Here is a 21,270-nt window from a genome sequence, read left to right on the forward strand (position 1 = left end):
TCTTTTGGTCGCCACCCCAAGCCCCGACGTAGGCCGGTCTTCAAGACCCACCAACCCGGGGCCAGGCCGGTCTTCAAGACCCACCAACCGGGGGTCTGGCCCGTCTTCAAGACCCACCAACCCGGGGGTTGGTGGGTCTTGAAGACCGGGTCGGTCGGGGCTGGGTCAGCTCACCGGGGCCGGCTCGGTGAGTTCCGTGGCCAGGCGCCTTCGGTCGATCTTGCCGTTCGCGTTGGTCGGCATCGCTTCGCGGTGGTGGTATCCGCGCGGCCGCATGTAGCTCGGCAGTACGGCCACCAGGTTCTCCAGGTCGGCATCGTCCACCGCGGTTCCAGTGTAGACGGTATGCAGTTCGGTCACGCCATCGTCGCCGGTGACCGCCACCACCATCACGTCGGTGACGGCCGGGTGCGCCCGCAGCGCCGACTCGATCTCGCCCAGTTCGACCCGGTAGCCGGAGACCTTGATCTGGTCGTCCAACCGGCCGAGGTGGACCATCTCGCCGTTCTCGTACCGGACGCGGTCGCCAGTGCGGTACCAGCAGTCCGGGGTGGGGGTCCCGTCGTGGTCGCGGGCCTGCCCACCCGGTTCGTACCGGACGAACCGGCCGGCGTTGTGCGCCGGGTCGACGTAGCCGTCGAACCGTTGCGGTCCGCGTACGCACAGTTCGCCGTCGTCGGTGGCGGTGCCGTTCTCGTCCAACAGGACGGCTTCCAGATGCGGATAGATCTGTCCGATGGGGACGGTCGAATTGGACGTCGCCGGCCACTCGGCCGGCACCCGGTAGCCGACGCAGGCGATGGTGATTTCCGTGGGGCCGTAAAGGTTCTCGAACTTGCTGTTCGGCGCGGCGGCCGCCCACGCGCGAGCGTGGCCGACAGTGAGCTGCTCGCCGCCGTACAGGCTCCACCGCAGGTCGGGCATGCAGCCCGGCCGCAGCATCCGCAGCCGCTGGGCGATCGACACCACCGACGGCACGGCGAACCAGTGGGTGATCCGTCGTTCGTTGATGAAGCGGACCGGGGTGAGTATCTCGTCGTTCTGCGGTACGACCAGGGTGGCGCCCGAGCACCACGACACGAACATGTCGAACACCGACGGGTCGAACGTGAGGTCGAAGGTCTGGGAGAACCGGCAGCCCGGACCGGCGCCGTACCGGTCGACGCAGTATTCGATATACGGCCGGACATTCCGGTGCCGGATCGACACACCCTTGGGGTCACCGGTCGAGCCCGACGTGAACAAGGTGTACGCGACCGCGTCCAGGTCGGCCGGCACCGGGCCGTCCCACGGCCGCAGCTGCTCCTCCCATGGGCCGAGCAGCGCGACCGACGTGACGTCCGAGGTCACCTCGGCGGCCCGGCCGGTGCCCTCGTCGTCGACCACCACAACGTCTACGTTAGACAGTATGCAGATGTTCCGGTTCCGCGTGGCCGGGAACTTCGGGTTGAGCGGTACGACGGTCGCACCGCAACGCAGGGCCGCGAGGTAGCCGGCGTACGCCGCGAGACTGCGGGCGGCGAGCAGCCCGACGGCACGCGGCGGCCGGCCGTTCGCCTCGACCAGCCGGCCAGCCAACCGGTCGGCGACGTCCAGCAGCTCCGAGTAGCTCAGTACGCGGCCTTGTACTTCGAGGGCCGGCGCGGCCGGGTGCGCGTCCGCGGTGGCGCGCACCCAGGTGTACAGCGTGCCGGTCGGATCCATGGTGTGCTCCTGGTGTTGTCAGCCGAAGCTGCGTTCCATCACGACCCGTTTGGGTGTGGGTTGCCGCACGACCACGAAGCCGTGCCGGGCGAACAGGTTCTTGGTGCCGACGAACAGGTCGTCGGTCCGGGCTTTCTGGCTCGTGGTCGGGTATCCCTCGACGATCGTGGCGCCGTGCTCGCGGCTGTGTTCGCACGCGGCGGCGAGCAAGTCGTCGGTGAACCCGCGGCGGCGGTGGCCGGGCCGGACGTAGAAGCACGGCACCGCCCAACGGCCGTCCTCGTCGGTGCCGGCCCGGCCGACAGCGGTGAGCGCCAACCGCGGGTACGACGAGCGCGGCGCCACGGCACACCAGCCCACCGGCCGGTCCTCGTCGCTGTACGCCAGCAGGCCGACGGACACGTCCGTCTTCAGAAACCCCTTCAACGCACGCCGGTTGCCCGCGCCGGCGCTGTAGTCGTTCTTGCCTGTCCGCCACCACATGCACCAGCAGCCGACACAGGCGCCGTTGCGGCCGAACAGGTCCTCGAGGTCGGGCCAGGTCGCCGCGGACAGCGGCGCGATTCGCTTGATGATCATCTCTCAACCCCGGATTGGACGTACACGATGAACGAGAAGCCACAACTGCGCCGGGTGGCGTCGAGCTTCGCCACCGGCGTGGTGGTCGTGACGACGATGGCCGACGACTCACCGGTGGGCACGACGGTCAACTCCTTCACGACCGTCTCGCTCGACCCCGCCCTGGTCCTGGTCTGCCTGCAGCGCGGTTCGCGGCTGCTGTCGGCGATCGAGGAGTCCGGGGTCTTCGCCGCGACCGTCCTCGCCGCCGAGCAACGGTGGCAGGCCCAGTGGTTCGCCAACCGGACCCGGCTGGCCGACGCCACCGCGTTCGCCGGGGTGGCGACCGGTCGGGCGCCGGTGACCGGCTGCCTGGTGCTGGGCGAGGGCCTGGCCTACTTCGACTGCCGGGTCCACGAGCTGCTGCCCGGCGGCGACCACGCGATAGTGCTCGGCGAGGTCGCCGCGTGCGGCGAGCTGGGGCCAGGGGAGCCGTTGCTGTTCAGCGGCGGACGGTACGTCGGCGTCGACCCCGGTCGTCACCGCGCCGGCTCCACGGCCGGCTCGGCGGCGGCTGGTTCGGCCGGGGTCTCCTCGGGCTCCGGCTTGTCCACTTCGGCCACCGCCGCCGCGGTCACCACCCGCAGGAACGGGATGACCAGCACCACGCAGATGACCGCGAACACGCCGAACGCGATCCGGTAGTTGGTGGTGGTGGCCAGCACCCCGGCGATCGCCGCGGCGATCGGCGCGGTGCCCCACCCGACCAGCCTGCTCGCCGCGCTGAACCGGCCGAGCATGTCGTTCGGGACCAGGGTCTGGTAGATCACCCGGGCGTTGACCGTCCACATCGTCCCGCCGAGCCCGGCGAGGAAAGCGCCGATCCCGACCACGATGGCGCTGCTGGGCGCGGCGGGAACCACGACAGGGGTGGCGACCAGCGCGAACGAGCCGATGATGTCCACGAACATCGACCACCGCCGGCCCAGCAGCCGGTTGATCGGGCCGACCACCACGGTGCCCAGCACGCCACCGGCGCCGAGGCAGGTGAGCAGCAGGCCGTACTGGCGTTCGCTCAGGTGCAGCGGGCCCTCGATGGCGAAGGCGGGGATGACCGCCAGCCACGCGGCCCAGCACCCGGCCATCACGGCGATGAGCAAAGCCATGGTACGCAACAGCTTCTGCCGCCAGAGGAAGGTGAGACCGTCCTTGATCTCCAGGTTCATCGACCGGCGTTCCCTGGTGGGCTCGACCCGGAAGTTGCCGACCAGCAACAGCAGCAGGACCGCGCCGAGCACGTAGATCACGCTGGTGGTGCCCAGGGCGATGCCGAACCCGGCGGCGACGAGCACACCGCCGATCGGGGCGCCGACGAAACCGTTGCAGAGGTACTCGACCGCGGTGATCCGGGCACCGGCCGTCTGCCACCGGGCCTTCGGGATGGCGCTGGGGATGATCGACGCACCCGAGGTCATCGCCACGACCTCGGCGACACCCAACGCGATCGCGACGACGTAGATCAGCGGCAGGCTCACCAAGTCGGTCATGTAGCAGACGAGCAGGACGCCGATCGCGATCATCCGGGCGGTTTCGGCGCCGAACATGAGCGTGCGGCGGTTCTTCCGGTCGACGAAGACACCGACGTGCAGCGCTGTCAGCAGCCACGGCAACGTGAGCAGGACCGCGACCAGCGCGATCAGCGCGGGGGAGTGGGTGAGCTGTACCGCGAGCAGGGGTAATGCCACCCTGGTCACCGCGTCGGCGACGTTGGTGGTCGCGGTGAAGGTCACCAGCAGCCACTCGTTGCGGTTCGCCCGCACCTTCGGCGGGTCATGCTCCTGGGAAGACGCCGTCTGTGGGGACACGGGGCTTTCTCCTCTCGGCACTAACCATAGAACGCACTTAACGGGTTAGGACTGTTCAAGAGTTAGCCTGTGGGTGTCAAGTGGAGGCGAACGGTGAAACGAGTGGCGCGCGAACTGCCCGACTGGCTGGAGCCGGTGCTGGGATTCGTGAATACTGTGGACGTCGAGACCGGCGCGGACGACCTCGCGGCCGGTCCGTCGGCGCTCGGCGCCTGGCTGGCCGAGCGGGACCTGTTCCCGGCGGGCACCAAGGTGTCCCACGCCGACCACCGGCTGGCCCTCGACCTCAGATCCGGCCTGCGTTTCCTGGCCCTGCGCAACAACAGCGGCTCGGAAGACCCGGCGGCACTAGCGCACCTGACCACGACTCTGGGCCGCCTGCCCCTGGTAGCGTCGGTCACGGCATGGGGACCGGTGCTACGCCCGTACCGGCTTGCCCCGACCCGGGCCGCCCTCGGCACCATCGCGGCCGGTTACGCTCAAGCGGTCGGGACCGGCGACTGGTCACGGATCCGCCGCTGCCCGGCGGACGACTGCGCCTGGGTCTTCTGGGACTCCTCGGCCAAAGGCGCCCGCCGCTGGTGCACCATGCGCGTCTGCGGGAACCGCGCCAAAGTCCGTGCCTACGCCCAACGAAACCAGGCCACCGCCCCCCAAGGGTGAGCGGTGGCCTGGCGGTTCAGAGCGTCAGAAAGGTTGCCGGGTGGGTTGGCAGACCACGCCCGGCCGGGGGGCCTTGAGGTTGATCAGGTAGTCGGTGGTGATCGTGTCGGCGCAGACCGACCCGCCGAGAATGGTGTGCCCGAAGGAGTCCACGCTCAGCAGCCGGGCGTTGCCCAGTTCCCGCGCCATCCGCTGGGAGAACTTGTACTGGGTGGCCGGGTCGAAGAAGTTGCCGATCACCAGCACCGGGTTGGCGGTCGAGCGGTCCCACGGTCCGCGGTACGGATCGGGGTGCCGCAGCGGCCAGCTCGCGCAGTCCAGGGTGTCCTGGAAAGCCTGGTACCGCCCGAATGTCGGCGATTCCCGCTCCCACGACGACGCGATGAACGGCACCAGCTGCGGGACCCTGGGGAACGGCTTGTCCGTGCAGTTCACGCCCAAGTACGAGTCGTCGGACGTGTACGGGGTGTCGGCCCGCGAATCGCGTGTGGCAACCTTGTTCGTTTGGCTGAACACCTTCAGGCTGTCTACGGTATTCGCGGTCAGCGCCGAAGTCGGATGCAGGATGTTGTATACACCCTGCAGGGCCGCGGCGAGCGGCGCCAGCTGCGACGGGCTGTACAACGTGCCGGCGACCGTGCTGGTGAACGAGTCCAGCGTGATCTGGCCGCCGCCGGGCACCGCGATCGGCCCCTGCCGCAGGCGGTCGCGGATCTCGTCGAACTTCGCACGGGGGTTGCCCGCGCTGAACGCGCACTTCGGGCCTTCCACGGCGCACCGCTTCAGGTAGGCGTCCAGCGAGATCTCGAAGCCCTGGGCCCGTTCCCGGTCGTACTCCACGCCGTTGTTGGTGCGCAGCCGCGGGTCGACGTTGCCGTCGATCACGATCGCCCTGGCCGAGCGGGCGAACATGTTGGCGTAGGTGGCGCCGATCAGTGTGCCGTAGGAGAATCCGACGTAGTTGAGCTTCCGGTCGCCGACCGCGCGGCGCAGCAGGTCGAGGTCACGGACCACGTCCGCGGTCGACATGTGCGCCAGCAGGTCGCCCGCGTTGCGCGCGCAGAAGCCGGAGTAGTCGATGCTCGCCTGGACCGTGTCGGAGATCTGTTGGCGGGTCACGGGAACGACCGTGATCCGGCTGAGGACCGCGTTCGCCTCCTCGTTGGTCTTGAAGCACCGCAACGGCGTACTGCGGGCGACGCCGCGCGGGTCGAATCCGATCAGGTCGAACCGGTCGAGCACGGCCGGCTGGAAGATGAAGCCGCCGACCGTCGGCAGGTCGAAGCCGGGACCGCCGGGACCGCCCGGGTTCAGGAACAGCGACCCGATCCGCTGGCCGGCCTTGTTCGCCGTCCGGCGCATCAGCGCGAGCGAGATCGTCTCGCGCCTGGGGTGCTGGTAGTCCAGCGGCACCGTGTACGTGGCACAGCTGAACTGGGGGAGTTCCGCGGGGGGAACACCGTCGAGTGAGCCGGGCGGGCACGCACCCCACTGCACGGGTGCGGCCGCGGCGTCGGTGTCCGCGAGCGGGTCCGCGTTCGCCGGCACCGCGAGCCCCATGCCCGCGACCAGAATCCCGGCAACGACCGCGAACCGTGCCTTGACTGATCTTCGTGTCACGCCACCCCTCCTTGTCGCTTTCTTGGCGACGAAAGCAAAGGCCCAGCCTCACACTCCGGACCAGGCCCGGGTACCGGCGTTCGGATGGAGTAGACGGTGTGACGTTCGCATGCGGTGTTATGGCGCCGAAAGGCAGGAACAGTCAGCCAACCGGCCTATCCCGCCGTAGCCGCCGCACCGCTGGTACGGCCAGGACGGCCGAGGTGGCGACGAGCTGCCACCCGACGCCGACCGTGAGGACCGCCGAAATACTGGTGGCGTCCGAGATCGGCCCGGCCAGGGCGAGACCCACCGGCCCGACCGAGTAGGCGCCGAACGCGATGTACGACATCACCCTGGACAACGCCTCAGGCGGAACCCGTTGCTGGACTGTGGTCAGGTACAACGTGTTGAAGATCGCGCTCCCACATCCGGCGACCAGCGCGGCGACGCAGACAACGGCCAGCGGGGCCCGCAGAGCCAACGTCGCCGACGGCATGGCCAGGGCGTAGGTCGCGACGACGGCGACGATGAGTGGCCGCCGCGGCCGTCGGCCCATGAGGAGCAGGGATCCGATTACCGAGCCGCCGCCGTAGAGCGCCACGACCAGGCCCCACGCGCTGGCGCCGCCGTAGTGCCGGTCCGCCGAGGCCGGGCCGAGGACCAGGTACGGACCCCAGACGAGCAGGTTGAACAAGGTGAACTGCAGGGTGATCGTCCACAGCCACGGATACGAGCAGAAGGTCCGCCACCCCGTGCGCAGGTCCTTCAGCACCGACGAGCCGGACGTGACCGTCGAATCGATGCGCAGGTACAGCAGGATGACGATGCTCGGCACGTAGCTGATCGCGTCGATGAGCAGGATCGCGGCGGGGGAGAGGAAGACCAACAGGACACCGGCGAGCGCCGGGCCGGCGACGTTGGTGGTCGAGTTGGCCAGCCCCAGCAACGCGTTGGCCTCGGGTAACTGCGCCGCTGGGACGAGCGACGGCGCGAGACCGTCGTACGACGGGCGGAACACCGCCTCGCCGAGTCCGCCGAACGCGGCCAGGGTCATCATCAGCCAGAGCGTCGGGGTGCCGGCCATGAAGGCGAGCGCAAGGCCGCCCTGACTCAACGCCCGGACGCTGTCCGCGCTGAGCATGACGATGCGACGGGGGAACCGGTCGCCGAGCACACCGCCGAACAGAAGGAACAGGACCATCGGGACGATCCGCGCCGCCAGCACGAAACTGAGGTCCCGCAACGAGCCGGTGCCGTGCAGGACGGCGAACGACAACGCGACCCCGGCCATGGCCGTGCCGAGCGCGGACGTGGTGTAGCCGACCAGGAAGGACCGGAAGTTCGCGGCACGGAGAACGGCAAACCGGGTCATGAACCTACTCGCCGGACCCAGTCGGGTGAACCGTCCGGGCGGTCACCGCACGGAGCTTGTCCGGGTTGGCGACGTTGTGGATCTCGGTGACCCGGCCGTTGTCGTCCAGGTCCAGGGTGAGGGTGGCGATGATCCGGCCGGCGCCGGTGAACAGGATGCCCGGGGTGCCGTTGATCTCGACCAGTTCGACGCCCATCTCGGCGGGCAGGACGCCCTGGTACGGCCGGGTGCCGACACCCGCGAACCACGCGGCGACCCGCTCCGCGCCGCTGACCGGGCGCATCGCCTGGCGCACCTTGCCGCCGCCGTCCGTCCACAGTGTCACGTCCGGGGCGAGCAGCTGCATCAGGGTGTTGATGTCGCCGCCACCGGCCGCCGTCAGGAACCGCTCGGTGACTTCCCGCTGGCGGCCGCGGTCGGCGTGGAACCGGGGCCGTCGGGCCTGGACGTGACTCTGGGCGCGGTGCGCGGCCTGGCGGACCGCCTCCTCGGAGCGTTCGACCGCGTCGGCGATCTCGGGGTAGCTGAAGCCGAACGCCTCCTTCAGCACGAACACCGCCCGCTCGATCGGGCTCAACGACTCCAGCACGACCAGCAGCGCCATCGACACGGAGTCCGCGGCGGCCACATCCTCGGCGGTGTCGGTGCTGGTCAGGATGGGTTCCGGCAGCCACGGCCCGACGTACGTCTCCCGGCGGTTGCGGGCCGAGCGCAGCCGGTCCATGGCCACGTTGGACACGATCCGCACCAGGTACGCCTTGGGGTCGGCCACCTGGGACCGGTCCGCGGCCGACCACTTCACCCAGGCGTCCTGCACCGCGTCCTCGGCGTCGGCCGCGCTGCCCAGGACGCGGTAGGCCACCGAGAACAGCAGGTTGCGGTGTTCCCCGAAGACATCGGTCATCGGGTGTACCGACCGCCGCGACGCCACGCGAACGAACCCGCGGCCGGGTGCTTGATCAGCCGGCGGAACGCCGGCCAAGGCGCTGAGCTCACTGTTTCCTTGTACCAGACAGCCCGGCGCCCGGTCAGGCACAGCCGCTTGGGGCTGTCGTCCGGATGGGTGAACTGGATCACCGCGTCGTTTCGGCCCAGGCTCACCGGGACGTGGATGTAGCCGAACCGGAACGGCTTGGGCTGCTTCCCGCTCATCTCCCGCACGACGGACACCGCGGCGTGCACGGCCGTCGGCATGCTGCTCTGGCAGGTGCCGTGAATGAGACCGTACGTCTGCTGGACCGCCGCCGCGTCGCCGATGGCGTACACCTCGGGGTGCGACACCGACCGCAGCGCCGAGTCAGTGACGATGCGCCCGCGCTCGTCGACCTGGAGACCCGCGGCGGCCGCCAACGGCGACACACGCACGCCACTGGTCCACAGCACCGCGTCGGCCGCGACGCTCTCGCCGCCCGCCAACTCAACGCCGTCCGGCAACACCTTGATGATCTCGACGCCGCTGCGCACCTGAACACCGAGCCGTTCCAACGACGCGTGCATGTACGCCTTGGCCCGCGGCCCCATCACCGCGCCGGGCTCCTCCCGCCCGATCAGCACGACCCGAAGCGCCGGGTGCTGTTCAGCGATCTCGGCCGCCGCCTCCACACCGGTCAGCCCGCTGCCGCACACGGCAACGGTCGCGTCGCCGAGGCCGTCCAGCCGGCGCGCCAGCGTCTCGGCGTTGTGCGCGCTGTCCAAGGTGTACGCGTGGTCGTCGACACCAGGAACCGCGCTTGTGTCGGACACACTGCCCAGCGCGTACACGAGCGTGTCGTATTCCAGCACCCGCTCGTCGTCGACACGCACGTTGCGTGCGGCAGCGTCGACGCCGGTGACCCAGCCACACACGAACTCCGCTCCGGTACCCGTCAGCAGTTCCGGGATCCGCAGGTCGGCCAGGTCCTCCCCGGCGGCCGTCTGGTGCAGCCGCAGGCGTTCGGTGAACCGCTCAGCCGCGTTGACCACCGTGATCCGTACGTCGTCGCGCCGCTTGGTCCGTGCCGCCAGGCTCACCGCCGCCGCCAGTCCCGCGTATCCCGCACCGAGAACCACGATCTTCCGCATTGCCTTGTCCCTTCTCGCGTCCAGTGACGACCACCCAGACGAGCAGGGACCCGACGACCGTGACCTTATGTGACCGGCGTCATAGTCGATCCGGACAGGCGAGTGGGTTCGCGGCCGAGCTCCGCGTCCAGGAAACGGCGCATGAGGTCGGCTTTCAGGTCGGCGAAGTCGGGATCCTGGAACCTGTTGCGGCGCTCGTCCGGGTCCTCGGCGAGATCGAACAGGTCGCCGGTGCCGCCGCGGTGGACGGTCATCTTGTACCGGTCCTCGACGTAACTGCGCAGGTGGACCGCTGCCAGCTGGTTGCGGTGCTCCACGATCACGTGGTCACGCACCCGGTCCCGTTCGCCGCGCCACACCGGTAGCTGGCTCTCGCCCTGCATCTGGCCGGGCACCGCGATCTCCAGCGCGTCGAGCAACGTGGGCGCCAGGTCGACGTGGGCGTGCAACGCGTCCGTCCGCCTGCCCACCGGCACCCGACCGGGCCACCGCACCACGAGCGGCACCCGAAGCAGGTCCTCGCCGTGGACCGGCCCGGCGTCGGAGCGGGCGTGGCCGTGGTCGGAGGTGAACACCACCAGGGTGTCGCCGGCCACGGCCAAGGTGTCCAGCCGGGACAGAATCCGGCCGATCTGCCGGTCCAGCAACGTGATCGAGCCGTACTGCGCCGCGATGTCCTCGCGCGGCAGGTCGGCCGCGTCGTACACCGCCGCGTACGGCTCCGGCACCAGGTACGGCGGCTTCGGGTCGTGGAAGCTGGCCCAGCAGAAGAACGGCCTGCCGGCCCGGACGGACGCGTCGATCGCGGCGATGGTCCGCTCGGCGGTCCAGGCACTGTGATGCAGTTCGACCGGCAGGTCCCAGGTGTGCCCCTGCGGCCCGGGCCGGAAGTACCGCCGCCAGTCCGGCACGCCGCGTTCCTCCAGCCACAGCGCGTAGTGCTGGCCGGCGTCCACCTCGCCGGCGTGGCCACGGGACAGCTCGACGTGGTCGAACCCGTAGTACGGACCGGTCCACCCCCGCCAGAAGTCCAGGTCCAACAAGGTCGGCAGGGCCTCGACCGAGGTCTGCCCGGCGGCCGGCGCCAGCGGGGCGAAATGCGCCCGGCCGACCAGGCTGGTCGCGTAGCCCAGGTGGCTGAGCAGGCCGGACACGGTCGGCACGTCCTCGGGGAGTTTCACGCCGGTCATCCAGCAGCCGTGCCACGCGGGATACCAGCCGGTGAGGATCGTCGCCCGGGACGGTGAGCACGTCGGGTTGGTGCAGTACGCCCGGTCGAACGCCAGCCCCTCGGCCGCCAACCGGTCCAGGTTCGGCGTCCGCAGCACCGGGGTTCGGGTGCCCAGCGCCAGGTGGTGCTGCTGTTCGCTGGTGATCAGCAGGATGTTCATCAGCGCTGGGCGACCCGGACCCGCGTGCCCTGCTCGTCCCGCGACGGCTGACGGGGACTGGGCGGCAGCCCACCCCACCAGTCGGCGGCCCGGTCGGCCGAACTGTCGGCTTCACCGAGCAGCCAGGCCAGCCAGAACGAGCCATGCCGCACGACCGCGGCCAGGTTGCCCCACTCCGCGTCCAACCAGCGGGCCGCCTGAGCCGGCCCGTCGAACAAGGCGCCGAACCGGGCGCCGTTCAACCAGGCGATCGCCGCGCGGGCATGCCGCAGGTACCACTGGACGAGCCGCAACACGGCCGAGGCCCGTTCGATGGCGTCGTCGGATCGCACGGCCCGCTCGGTGGCGTAGTGGCGGACCAGCCGGTGCAGCCGGAACCGGTTCGGTGCGTACTCCTCGATCAGGTGCGCGCCGACGAGCTGGTCGAGCGACAACTCCGCCGCGGTCGGGTCCATTCCGGCCAGCGCGGCGGCCGCGACGGAGGTGATGTCAGCGCCGGGCACCAGCCCCAACAGCCGGAACAACCGCCGTGCCCGCGCGGGCAGGCCACGGTAAGAGGGTTCGAGCGCCGCGAGCACCAGATCCGGAACACCGCTCCGCATTTCCGTCACCAGGTCGGCCACGCGCCTGCCGTCGGTGAGCCGGCTCGCGGCGGCGTGCAACGCCAACGGAAGGTGGCCGCACATCGTCGCCAGGCGGGTCGTCGCCCGCGGCTCGGCGCGTACCCGGTCCTCGCCGAGGAGGAGTTCGAGACACGTGTGCGCGTCCACGGGTTCGAGGACGTCCACCGTCATCCGACGGGCGCCTTCGCGCGCTGACAGGCCGCTGAGCCGCTGCCGGCTGGTGACCAGCACAACGGTCCCAGGCGAGCCCGGCAGCAGCGGGCGCACCTGCCCGATCGACCGTGCGTTGTCCACCACGACGAGCACCCGCCGGCCGGCCAGTGCCGAGCGGTACAGCGCCGCCGCCTGGCCGAGGTCCGCCGGGACCTGCTCGGCGGGGTGGCCCAGGGCGCCCAAGAGCAGGCCGAGCGCCTCGATCGGCGGCAGCGGGGTGTGGTCGTCACCCCGCAGGTCGACGTGCAGCTGCCCGTCCGGGAACCACCTGGCGACCTGGTGCGCCCAGTGCAGCGCCAGCGTGGACTTGCCCACCCCGGCCATCCCGTCGATCGCCGTGATCGAGCCCGTCCGGTCGCCGAGCGCCGAGTCCAGCAGCCGCAGCTCCTTGTCGCGTCCGGTGAACGGGACCGGCGCGGCCGGCAGTTCGTGCGGCACGGGCGGGTCGGGCCGGACCCAGTCGTCCGGTCCGAACGGGCTCAGCGGCTCGGCCCGTTCGTCGCGCAGGACGGCCTCATGTAATCGGGCCAGCGACGGGCTGGGTTCGATGCCGAGCTGCTCGGTGAACACCGTCCGCGTGTCCCGGTAGACCGCCAGCGCCTCGGCCTGCCTGCCGGACCGGGCCAGCGCGACCATCAGCAGGCCCCGCAGGTCCTCCTGGTACGGGTGGTCGCCCACCAGCCCGGTCAGCTCGCCGAGGAGTTCGGCGTGCCGGTCCAGGGCGAGTTCCAGGGTGATGCGCTGCTTCAGCGCCCGGATCCGGCGCTCCTCCAACTGGTGCGCGGCCGCCACGATGGGTGGCGTGGTCAGACCGGCCAACGCCGGCCCGTTCCATAACGCGAGCGCGGCGGTGAGTTCGCCGACGGCGTCAGTGATGTCGCCCGCGGCGCTGAGTTCTTCGGCTCGGGCCACCCGGCGGTCGAACAGATCGAGGTCGAGCACGCCGTCGCCGACCTGGAACACGTATCCCGACCCGACCGTGGTGATCAGCTCCGGGCTCAGTCCGGCGACCCGGAAAACGCGCCGCACCACCGAAATCCGGTTCTGCACGAGCACCCGGGCCCCGGCGGGCGGCGCGGTCGCCCAAGCGGCGCCGACCAACTGGTCGACGGAGGTCACCTTGCCCGCGTTCAGCATCAACGCGGCGAGCACACATTGGGCCCGCACACCGCCTAACGCGACCGTACCGGCGTCGTTTCGAACGCTCAGCGGACCGAGCAGCGTGAACCGTCCATGCGTGGCCCCCTTGGCCAACCCCCGCATTCAGTTACTCCGTTTTTTGTTTTGTCACCAAACGTGCTTGTGGGTCAACGGAAAGGTACAACGCTTTATACGGTCCGGTGGTTCGATACGTCGATGTTGTGGGCACTTTCGGCGCAACCCGGTGAATGTCCGTCACCAGCGAGGACGACCCGAGGGTGAGTTTTGATGATCGTCTGGTGATCACCTGAGATCGCGGGGGTCGGTCATTTGGCCGCTGGGCATACGGACGGTGACCGGGCAGGATCGTTCGGTGGCCGGACGAGCCGGTCGGCGCGCTGGGTGTCAGGGAAGGGTGACGGATGGAGTTCCAGCTCCTCGGACCCGTGGAGGCCCGGGGTGAGCGGGGTCCGGTGCCGCTGGGTGGCGCCCTGTCCCGGTCGATCCTGGCCGCGTTGCTGCTCCAACCCAACCGGGCGGTTCCGACGAAGCAGCTGGTCGACGCCGCGTGGGGGGAGAACCCGCCGGCCGGGGCGCGGACGCTGGTGCAGAACCGGGTGTCGATGCTGCGTCGTGCGCTGCGGGAGCCGCGGGCGGACGGCGGACTGATCGCCACGACCGGCTCGGGGTACCTGATCCACGTCGAGCCGGAACAACTCGACGTCGAGCAGTTCACCCACCGGGTCGCGCGGGCCGGGCACCTCGCCGAGTCCGGCGAACGCGCGGCCGCCGTGACCGAGCTCGTGGGCGCTCTCACACTCTGGCAGGGGACTGCGCTCGACGGCCTGACCACCCCGTATCTCAAAGCTGCGGCGCAGCGGCTGGAGGAGCAGCGGCTGCGGGCGTGGGAGCGGCGGATCCGGTTGGACATCTCACTCGGCCGGCACGCCGACCTGGTGGCCGAACTGACCGGGCTGGCCGACACCTACTCGTACCACGAGTCGTTCCACGCCCTGCTGATGCTGGTGCTGTACTGGACCGGCCGGCACGCCGACGCCCTCGCCGCGTACCGCAGGGCCCGCGCCACCCTCTCCGGCCAGCTCGGACTTGAGCCCAGCGCGCTGCTGCAACACATGCACGACGCGATCCTGCGCGCGGACACCTGGGTGGTACAGACCATCGCCGAGCAACTGGGATGCGCTCCCGCGTCGGCCGGCATGGCCGACCCGAGCCGGCGGATCACCCGACTGGAACTGGACTCCGGCGCCCCGGTGCCGCGCACCCTGCCCGCCGACGACGCCGCGTTCGCCGGCCGCGCCGAAGAGCTGGCGAAACTCGACGAGACCCTGACGAGTTCCACACCGGCCACCATCTGGACGATCACCGGCATGGCCGGGGTCGGCAAGTCCGCACTGGCCGTCCATTGGGCGCACCGGGTCGCCGACTGGTTCCCGGACGGCCAGCTCTATCTTGACCTCGGCGGCCACGCCGGCCGGCAACTGACCCCGGCCGAGGCACTGGACGCGTTGCTCGGGGCGCTCGGGTCACGGCCGGACCGACTCCCGGCCGCGGTGGAAGACCTGGCCACCCACTACCGTTCGGCCGTGGCCGGCCGACGCCTGCTGGTCCTGCTGGACAACGCTTGTTCGTGTGATCAAATCCGACAGTTGCTGCCGGGCGGCCCCGAGTGCGTCGTGCTGATCACCAGCCGCGACCGTCTCAGCCCACTCGTCGCCCGCGAGGGCGCGCACAGGTTGAGCCTTGAGCTGTTCCGGTCCGAGGAGGCGTACGCGTTGCTGGCGCGGATGCTCGGCGAAGAACGGGTACGCGCCGAGCCCGTCGCCGCCCACGACCTGGCGCGCGCCTGCGCTTATCTCCCGTTGGCCTTGCGGATCGCCGCGACTCAACTGGTGGATCGGCCGCATCGGCGGATCGCGGACCAGGTCGCGCGGTTGGCCAACGGCAACCGGCTCAACGCGCTCGCCATCGACGGTGACGGGGATGTAGCGGTGCGTTCCGCGTTCGACTTGTCCTACGGGTCTGTGCCGCCGGATGCCCAGCGGCTGTTCCGGCGGCTCGGTCAGGTGCCTGATCCTGACCTCACCGCTCCGGTGGCGGCGGAGATCGCCGGTGTGGCGGTTCCCGAGGCTGAGCGGCTGCTTGACCGGCTCGCCGCTGAGAACCTCATCTATGAACGCGATTCTGGGCGGTACCAGCTTCATGAGCTGGTTCGCAGCTATGCGCGGGAACGGGCTTTGGGGGAGCTGCCTTGATGTCTCCAGGTTGAAAGGAATGCCCTCGCCGGGCGGCTGATCGACCGGGAGACAGGGGAAGGGACTGCGTCCTGTCTCCCGCCCGACCTGCCCGAAGGGAACCATGGGCGTCAAGGGGTGCGTATGGCTCCCGCTCGACTCGCGCCGCGTAGGCGCACCCCTTGACCCCCATGGTTTGCAAAGCACAGGTCGGCCGGGAGACAGAACGAAGCATCGGTCTGGTGCGCGGGCACGCGCCAGAGGCGAGGAATGCCCTCCAGCGGGGCTGGGTGGCCGATGTCTGTCCACAAGGCCGCTAGAGTACTTGATTTCAGCGATCGCAGACTCCGCCCACCACTGCCTGCCCGGGCTTACCTTGCTTCGGTGGCACCGCCGCGTCCCCAGATCAGGACTCGCTTTTCGATGGTGACGAACAGCCAGTTCAGCAGGTTGCCGAGGATGCCGAGCAGGACTATCCAGGCCCAGGTGATGGTCAGGTCGAAGGAGTGGATGGCGACCTGGAACTGGTAGCCGATGCCGTCGGTGGCGCCGACCAGTTCCGAGATCACCATCAGGACCAGGGACAGTGCCAGGCTGATTCGCAGGCCGGAGAAGATCTTCGGCAGGGCGGCCGGCAGGACCACGCCGAAGATCCAGCGGGGCCGGGAGATCCGGAAGGCGCGGGCGGTGTCGACCTGGACCTGGTCGATGGACTGGGCGCCGTGGATCGTGTTCAGCAGGACCGGCCACACCACGCCGAAGGCGATCGTCGCGAGTTGGACGGGTGGGCCGAGTTTGAACAGCACCAGGAACAACGGCAGGAGGGCGGGGGCGGGCAGGGCGCGGCCGAAGGAGATCAGTGGCCCGACGTAGTCCATTCCCGTCCTGGAGCGGCCGAGGAACATGCCGAGCAGGATGCCGATCGCGCCGCCGGCCGCCCAGCCGGCCAGTAGGCGGCCGACGCTGGGCAGGATGTTGTGTACCGCGAGGTCGGTGAGGAAGAGGTGTTCGGCCGGGCCGGCGAACCAGAGGTGGTACATGGTCCGCACGATCGTCAGCGGGGTCGGGAAGTAGGTGTCCTTGGCGATGCTGGTGGCGACCTGCCAGATGATCACGCACAGGATGAACACGGTCCAGCGTTGCAGGAAGCCGGTGACCAGGCGGGCCGGCAACTGGTCCGCTGTGGACGCTCTGGGCATCAGGACTCTCCCGGTGACCACACGACGAAGTGTTTCTGCAGTGCGGCGAGCAGGCCGTTGCCGAGGTAGCCGAGCAGGCCGACGAGCACGGCGGTGGCGAGCACGATGTCCATCCGGCCGCTTTCCTCGCCGTAGCTGATCACGTACGTGCCCAACCCGGGGACGCCGCCGAAGACCAGTTCCGTGCTGACCGTGACCAGCAGCGCGAACGTCACCGAGATCCGGATCCCGGTCAGCGCGAAGGGAAGCATGTCCGGCAGTCGGACGAACAGGGCGATCCGCAGCCGGCTCAGCCCGAAGGAGCGGGCCGTTTCGACGAACTGCCGGTCGATCTCGCCGAGCGCGTAGATGATGTTGAACAGGATCGGCCACACCGAGGCGTAGACCGCCAGCGTGATCTTGGTCTGCGGGCCGCCGCCGAGGATCACGAACACCAGTGGCCACCAGGCGATGGCCGGGATGGGCCGGAGGAACTCGATGATCGCGCCGGCGGCCAGCCGCAGCAGCCGGACGTTGCCCAGGACCAGCCCGGCCGGGACGGCGACGGCCACCGATATCCCGACGCCGATGGCCCAGGCGAGCAGGGTGGCCACCAGGTGCCGGCCGAACTCCGGGTTCACCAGCAGCCGGGCCAGCGTGGCCAGGACCGTGGACGGCGGCGGGAAGTACTTCTGCGGCAACACGCCGGAGCGGCCGAAGACCTCCCACACCGAGAGGAAGCCGGCCACTCCGACGAGATTGCGGACGAGGGTGCGTGGCATCAGGTCAGGGCACAGGCGCCTGGTAGATCATCGGGCCCACGTCGAACTTCTCGGTGAGGATGCCGTAGGTCTGCATGAGGTCGGCGACCCGCTGCAGCCTGGTCCGGTCGATCGAGGTCGGGAAGAACCCGATCACCACCAGCTTGACGATGTTCTGGTCGACTCCGCCGTAGGACAGCAGGGTGCTCTCCAGCGTCTGGCGGTCCGCCACGTCACCCTGTCCTTTGGCCATCGCCCGCTGGAACGCCGCGACGGTCCGGGGATTGGCCTTGGCGAACTTGGCCGAGGTGGCGTAGCCGGCGATCGGGAAGTCGGCCACCGGCCCGGTGGCCCGGTCGGCCACCACGACCACGCCCAGGGTCTGCTTGGCCACGGTCAGGTTGGGCTCCTGCAGCGACATCACCGGGATCTGCTTGGTCTGCAACGCGTTCAGGGCGTTGCTCGTCGGGATGACCTTGAACTGCACCGAATTGGGGTCCACGTCGTTGGCCTGCAGCACCGCCCGGGTGGTCAGCTCCACGTTGCTCTTCAGCGCGTTGACCCCGATCGCCTTGCCGGCCAGGTCCTTCGGCGTCCTGATGCCGGAGTCCGGCAGTGCGCACAGCGCGGTCATGCCCTCCTTGGCCTGCTGGGCGTCGATCACCAGCACCAGATCGGCGGCCTTGTGCGCCTGTGCCTCGATGAACGTCGTCCAGTTGCCGAACGCGAAGTCCAGCTGGTCGCTCTTGAACTGCGGTACGGCGTCGGTCGCGCTCTTGATCGCCACCTCGTCGATCTCGAGCCCTTCGTTCTTGAAGTAGCCCGCGGACTTCGCCCGCTCGTAGCCGACGATGTCGATCAGCTGCGGGATGATGGCGACCTTCACCTTGGACTTCTCGACCTGGGCGTTTCCACCGCTGGAGCTGTCCGAGCCGCCGAGGGCGCTGCAGCCGGCCATGACGGTGACCGCCAGCGCGGCGGCCACCAGACGGCCGATCCGCACGGCACCGAGAGAACGTCTCATATTGAGGACTCCGTAACCTGGGATGAACGCCAGGAAGGCTATGAGCCGCCGACCTCAGTCGATCACCAGTTGATCACCGAAGCCAGCCGGTCCAGTGTAGACGGTTGGGTCCGGCCGGGCCGCCTCGGGCCCGATGATCGAACAGTGAGAGAACGCTGACGGAGGTCCCTACCATTCGCGCTTGGTGTCAAGGCGTCCCGCGCGCCTTGACGAACAACTCTCCACAGCCGTGGGGATCTCTGTCACCGGCCGCGGGGGAGCGTGCGCCAATGCCAGGGAAGCCGCCGAACTCAGCCGAGGCGCGATCCCGTCGGACACCCCTGGGCGCGGGGCGGCGAAACAGCCGGTACCGCCTGCGGAACTGGCCGTTGCGGTCGAAACAGCTCGTCGTGATCCTGGTGCCGACGTTGACCGCGCTGCTCCTCGGCTATCTGCGGATCAGCACCGAAGTGGACAAGGCGGACGAGTTCAGTCGGACGGTGAGCCAGGTCGACCTGAGCGCGACCGTCGCCGAGGTGGTCCACGAGCTGCAGGGTGAACGGGACCTGGTGGTCGGCCGGGTGGCGTCCGGCAAGGCCGACGACCGCAGCGCGGTGACCGCCCAGATCAACCGGGTGGACAGCGCGGTCACCGACCTGCGCGGCCAGGCCGGGTCGATCACCGACCTGGACCAGGCCGTCCGGACCCGGTACGACAAGGTCGTCGCCGGCCTGGACGCGCTGGTCGCGGTCCGTACGCTGGCCGAGCAGACCAAGTACCCGGCCGGCGACATCCTGTTCGCCTACCAGGGTGTCATCGGCGACCTGCTGCAACTGGCCGGGGAGATCACCCGGGTCTCCAACGAGCGGACCATCACCGAGCAGGCGGCGCGGTTCGACGCGATCGCCAACGCCAAGGAGCAGATGGCGATCCAGGACTCGATCCTGCGCGCCGCGGCGCTGGCCGACGAGTTCGGTCCGGGCCAGCTCGACCGGCTGCGGTCCGCCCAGGCCGAGTTCAACGCCCAGCTGACCGCGTTCCGGGAGGCCGCCGACCCGGCCGCGTCGGCCAGGTACTCCAACACGGTGGCCGGGTTCGACGTGGACAACCGGCTGCGGCTGATCCAGATCGCGCTGAACCGGGGCGAGGCGGGCGCTGCGATCAACATCAGCGTGAGCCAGCTGGACCTGTTCACGAGCGGCACCCTGAGCAAGATCAGGAACGTCGAGATCGCGTCGCTGGAGGACCTGCGCACCACGGCCCTCGGCCTGATCACCACCGCCAGGAGCAACGCGTTGCGGGACGCGGCCTTCATCCTCGTCGCGCTGGTGATCGCATTGCTGCTGATGCTCATGGTGGCCTGGTCGCTGCTCAAACCGTTGCGGGTGCTGCGCCGGGACGCGCTGGACGCGGCCAGCAGGCGGCTGCCCGCGACCGTGCAACGTATCCTCGCCGACCCCAACCCGTTGGAGGCGTCGAAGGACGCGGTGGACCCGGTGCCGGTGTTCACCACCGAGGAGGTCGGCCAGGTCGCCCGATCCTTCGACGCCGTGCAGCACCAGGCCGTGCGGATGGCGACCGAGCAGGCGATCCTGCGGGACAACATCAACTCGATCTTCGTGAACCTGTCCCGGCGCAGCCAGACCCTGGTCGAGCGCCAGCTCGCGCTCATCGACCTGCTCGAACGGGACGAGACCGACCCCGACCAGCTCAGCCACCTGTTCAAGCTGGACCACCTGGCCACCCGGATGCGCCGCAACTCCGAGAGCCTGCTGGTGCTGTCCGGCACCGGCCTGTCCCGGCAGATGAACCGGGCGGTGCCGGTGGACGAGGTGATCGGCGCGGCGGTCTCCGAGGTCGAGCAGTACAAGCGGATCGTCGTGCAGTCCGCGCCGCCGGTGCAGGTGCTCGGCAAGGCCGTGTCCGACCTGGTGCACCTGATCGCCGAGCTGCTGGACAACGCCACCTTCTTCTCCGGGCCGGAGCAGCAGGTCCGGGTGCGGATGGTGGCGACCAGGGCACGGGACCTGGTCGTACAGATCACCGACAACGGCGTCGGCATGACCCAGGCCGAGATCGAGGTCGCCAACCAGCGGCTGGGCGACCCGCCGGACCTGGACGTCGCGGTGACCCGCCGGATGGGTCTCTACGTGGTGGCGCGGCTGGCGCAGAAGCACAACATCACCGTGCGGCTGCGGGAGAACGAGGACCTCGAAGGCGGCCTGATCACCCGGGTGACCGTGCCGGCCGAGCTGATCTCGTACATCCGGTCGACCGGGACCCAGCCCGTGGTCTCCAGCGGCTCGTTCGAACGACCGGTCGCCGGCCCGCCGTCCTTCCCGGCCACGCTGTTCGACGACCCACGGCCGTCGCCCGGCGTGTTCGACGCGACGTCCACGATGGACAGACAGTCGACCCAGCCGGACGACTCCGCCACCCAGCGCCTGCCGATCTACGAAGAGGTGCTGTCCCAGTGGTTCGTGTCCGACCCGGAGCCGCGCGACGAACCGGCCGAGGCAGACGCCGACGCTTCGTCGTCCTGGGTGTCGCCTGGGGACGAGGGCTGGCTGGCCGCGCGCACGATGCTCAGCAACGGCGGTGAGCACCTCCTGAACGAGAACGGCCTGCCCAAACGGATTCCCAAGGCGCGCCTGATTCCCGGCTCAGCCCCGGCCCACCGCGAACGGGACGACAGCGCGGCGGAACCGAGCCCGGGGACTCGGGTGACGCTGCCGAGACGGTCCGCGCAGCTGACCCGTGGCCGGATGGACAGCCTTCAGCGGGGTTTGCAGCGCGCACGGACCGAGGTCACCGGCGGCCAGGAGGTCGTCGGCGACGAGCAGCACGGGCTGCCGCAGTGACGCCGGAACCCCGCGACAACACG

General features: G+C 69.8%; 15 protein-coding genes and 1 pseudogene. 4 read left to right on the forward strand and 12 right to left on the reverse strand.

What is annotated here, in order from left to right; translation table 11 throughout:
- Positions 1-165 precede the first annotated feature (165 nt).
- Together EV192_RS15775 and EV192_RS15780 are read right to left on the reverse strand one after the other, a co-directional pair.
- Complete coding sequence (locus EV192_RS15775; protein ID WP_132115891.1) at positions 166-1,704, reverse strand: amino acid adenylation domain-containing protein; 1,539 nt, start codon at positions 1,702-1,704, stop codon at positions 166-168.
- Between the two features lie 18 nt (positions 1,705-1,722).
- Entirely contained in the window at positions 1,723-2,283 is a 561-nt protein-coding gene (locus tag EV192_RS15780; RefSeq protein WP_132115893.1) for a GNAT family N-acetyltransferase, read from the reverse strand.
- Between the two features lie 27 nt (positions 2,284-2,310).
- Here EV192_RS15780 and EV192_RS55755 point away from each other — a divergent pair.
- Positions 2,311-2,775 (forward strand): annotated as a pseudogene (locus EV192_RS55755) (flavin reductase family protein); the annotation flags it as partial.
- Between the two features lie 26 nt (positions 2,776-2,801).
- Here the strand turns inward: EV192_RS55755 and EV192_RS15790 are convergent.
- Positions 2,802-4,127 carry an MFS transporter gene (locus EV192_RS15790; protein WP_132115897.1) on the reverse strand — a complete coding sequence of 442 codons (1,326 nt, stop codon included), beginning with the start codon at positions 4,125-4,127 and terminating at the stop codon, positions 2,802-2,804.
- 93 nt (positions 4,128-4,220) lie between these two features.
- On the opposite strand from EV192_RS15790, the gene EV192_RS15795 reads away from it, so the two are divergent.
- The gene (locus EV192_RS15795) at positions 4,221-4,790 is read left to right on the forward strand and encodes a CGNR zinc finger domain-containing protein (protein WP_207926071.1); all 570 of its coding nucleotides are present in this window, start codon (positions 4,221-4,223) and stop codon (positions 4,788-4,790) included.
- Between the two features lie 24 nt (positions 4,791-4,814).
- Here the strand turns inward: EV192_RS15795 and EV192_RS15800 are convergent, their stop codons facing one another.
- From EV192_RS15800 to EV192_RS15825, 6 genes are all read right to left on the reverse strand, one after another.
- Positions 4,815-6,350: an alpha/beta hydrolase gene (locus EV192_RS15800; RefSeq protein WP_132116774.1), complete on the reverse strand. Its 1,536-nt coding sequence runs from the start codon at positions 6,348-6,350 to the stop codon at positions 4,815-4,817.
- A gap of 202 nt (positions 6,351-6,552) precedes the next feature.
- On the reverse strand, positions 6,553-7,764 hold the full coding sequence (locus tag EV192_RS15805) for an MFS transporter (protein WP_132115899.1): 1,212 nt from the start codon (positions 7,762-7,764) through the stop codon (positions 6,553-6,555).
- 4 nt (positions 7,765-7,768) lie between these two features.
- A complete protein-coding gene (locus tag EV192_RS15810) occupies positions 7,769-8,668 on the reverse strand; it encodes an RNA polymerase sigma-70 factor (RefSeq protein ID WP_132115901.1) in 900 nt (299 codons plus the stop codon).
- Entirely contained in the window at positions 8,665-9,825 is a 1,161-nt protein-coding gene (locus EV192_RS15815) for an NAD(P)/FAD-dependent oxidoreductase (RefSeq protein ID WP_207926072.1), read from the reverse strand. Before EV192_RS15815 ends, EV192_RS15810 begins: the two co-directional genes overlap by 4 nt.
- 65 nt (positions 9,826-9,890) lie before the next feature.
- Positions 9,891-11,216 carry a sulfatase family protein gene (locus tag EV192_RS15820; protein WP_132115903.1) on the reverse strand — a complete coding sequence of 442 codons (1,326 nt, stop codon included), beginning with the start codon at positions 11,214-11,216 and terminating at the stop codon, positions 9,891-9,893.
- Positions 11,216-13,315, reverse strand: a complete 2,100-nt coding sequence (locus tag EV192_RS15825) for an AfsR/SARP family transcriptional regulator (RefSeq protein WP_132115905.1) — start codon at positions 13,313-13,315, stop codon at positions 11,216-11,218. The genes EV192_RS15820 and EV192_RS15825 overlap by 1 nt, the downstream gene beginning before the upstream one ends.
- 299 nt (positions 13,316-13,614) lie before the next feature.
- Here EV192_RS15825 and EV192_RS15830 point away from each other — a divergent pair, with 299 nt between their 5' ends.
- A complete protein-coding gene (locus EV192_RS15830) occupies positions 13,615-15,465 on the forward strand; it encodes an AfsR/SARP family transcriptional regulator (RefSeq protein WP_132115907.1) in 1,851 nt (616 codons plus the stop codon).
- Positions 15,466-15,815: 350 nt separating this feature from the next.
- Here EV192_RS15830 and EV192_RS15835 read toward each other — a convergent pair whose 3' ends face one another.
- From EV192_RS15835 to EV192_RS15845, 3 genes are read right to left on the reverse strand one after another with little or no spacing between them, the layout of a single operon-like run.
- Positions 15,816-16,643 carry an ABC transporter permease gene (locus tag EV192_RS15835; RefSeq protein WP_132115909.1) on the reverse strand — a complete coding sequence of 276 codons (828 nt, stop codon included), beginning with the start codon at positions 16,641-16,643 and terminating at the stop codon, positions 15,816-15,818.
- Complete coding sequence (locus EV192_RS15840; RefSeq protein WP_132115911.1) at positions 16,643-17,404, reverse strand: ABC transporter permease; 762 nt, start codon at positions 17,402-17,404, stop codon at positions 16,643-16,645. The genes EV192_RS15835 and EV192_RS15840 overlap by 1 nt, the downstream gene beginning before the upstream one ends.
- A gap of 4 nt (positions 17,405-17,408) precedes the next feature.
- Complete coding sequence (locus EV192_RS15845; RefSeq protein WP_132115913.1) at positions 17,409-18,407, reverse strand: ABC transporter substrate-binding protein; 999 nt, start codon at positions 18,405-18,407, stop codon at positions 17,409-17,411.
- A 269-nt stretch (positions 18,408-18,676) separates the two neighbouring features.
- Here EV192_RS15845 and EV192_RS15850 point away from each other — a divergent pair, with 269 nt between their 5' ends.
- Positions 18,677-21,247, forward strand: coding sequence for a nitrate- and nitrite sensing domain-containing protein (locus tag EV192_RS15850; RefSeq protein ID WP_132115915.1), 2,571 nt, complete (start codon positions 18,677-18,679; stop codon positions 21,245-21,247).
- Positions 21,248-21,270: the final 23 nt, after the last annotated feature.

The organism is Actinocrispum wychmicini, assembly GCF_004345645.1.
GTDB classification, from domain to species: domain Bacteria; phylum Actinomycetota; class Actinomycetes; order Mycobacteriales; family Pseudonocardiaceae; genus Kibdelosporangium; species Kibdelosporangium wychmicini.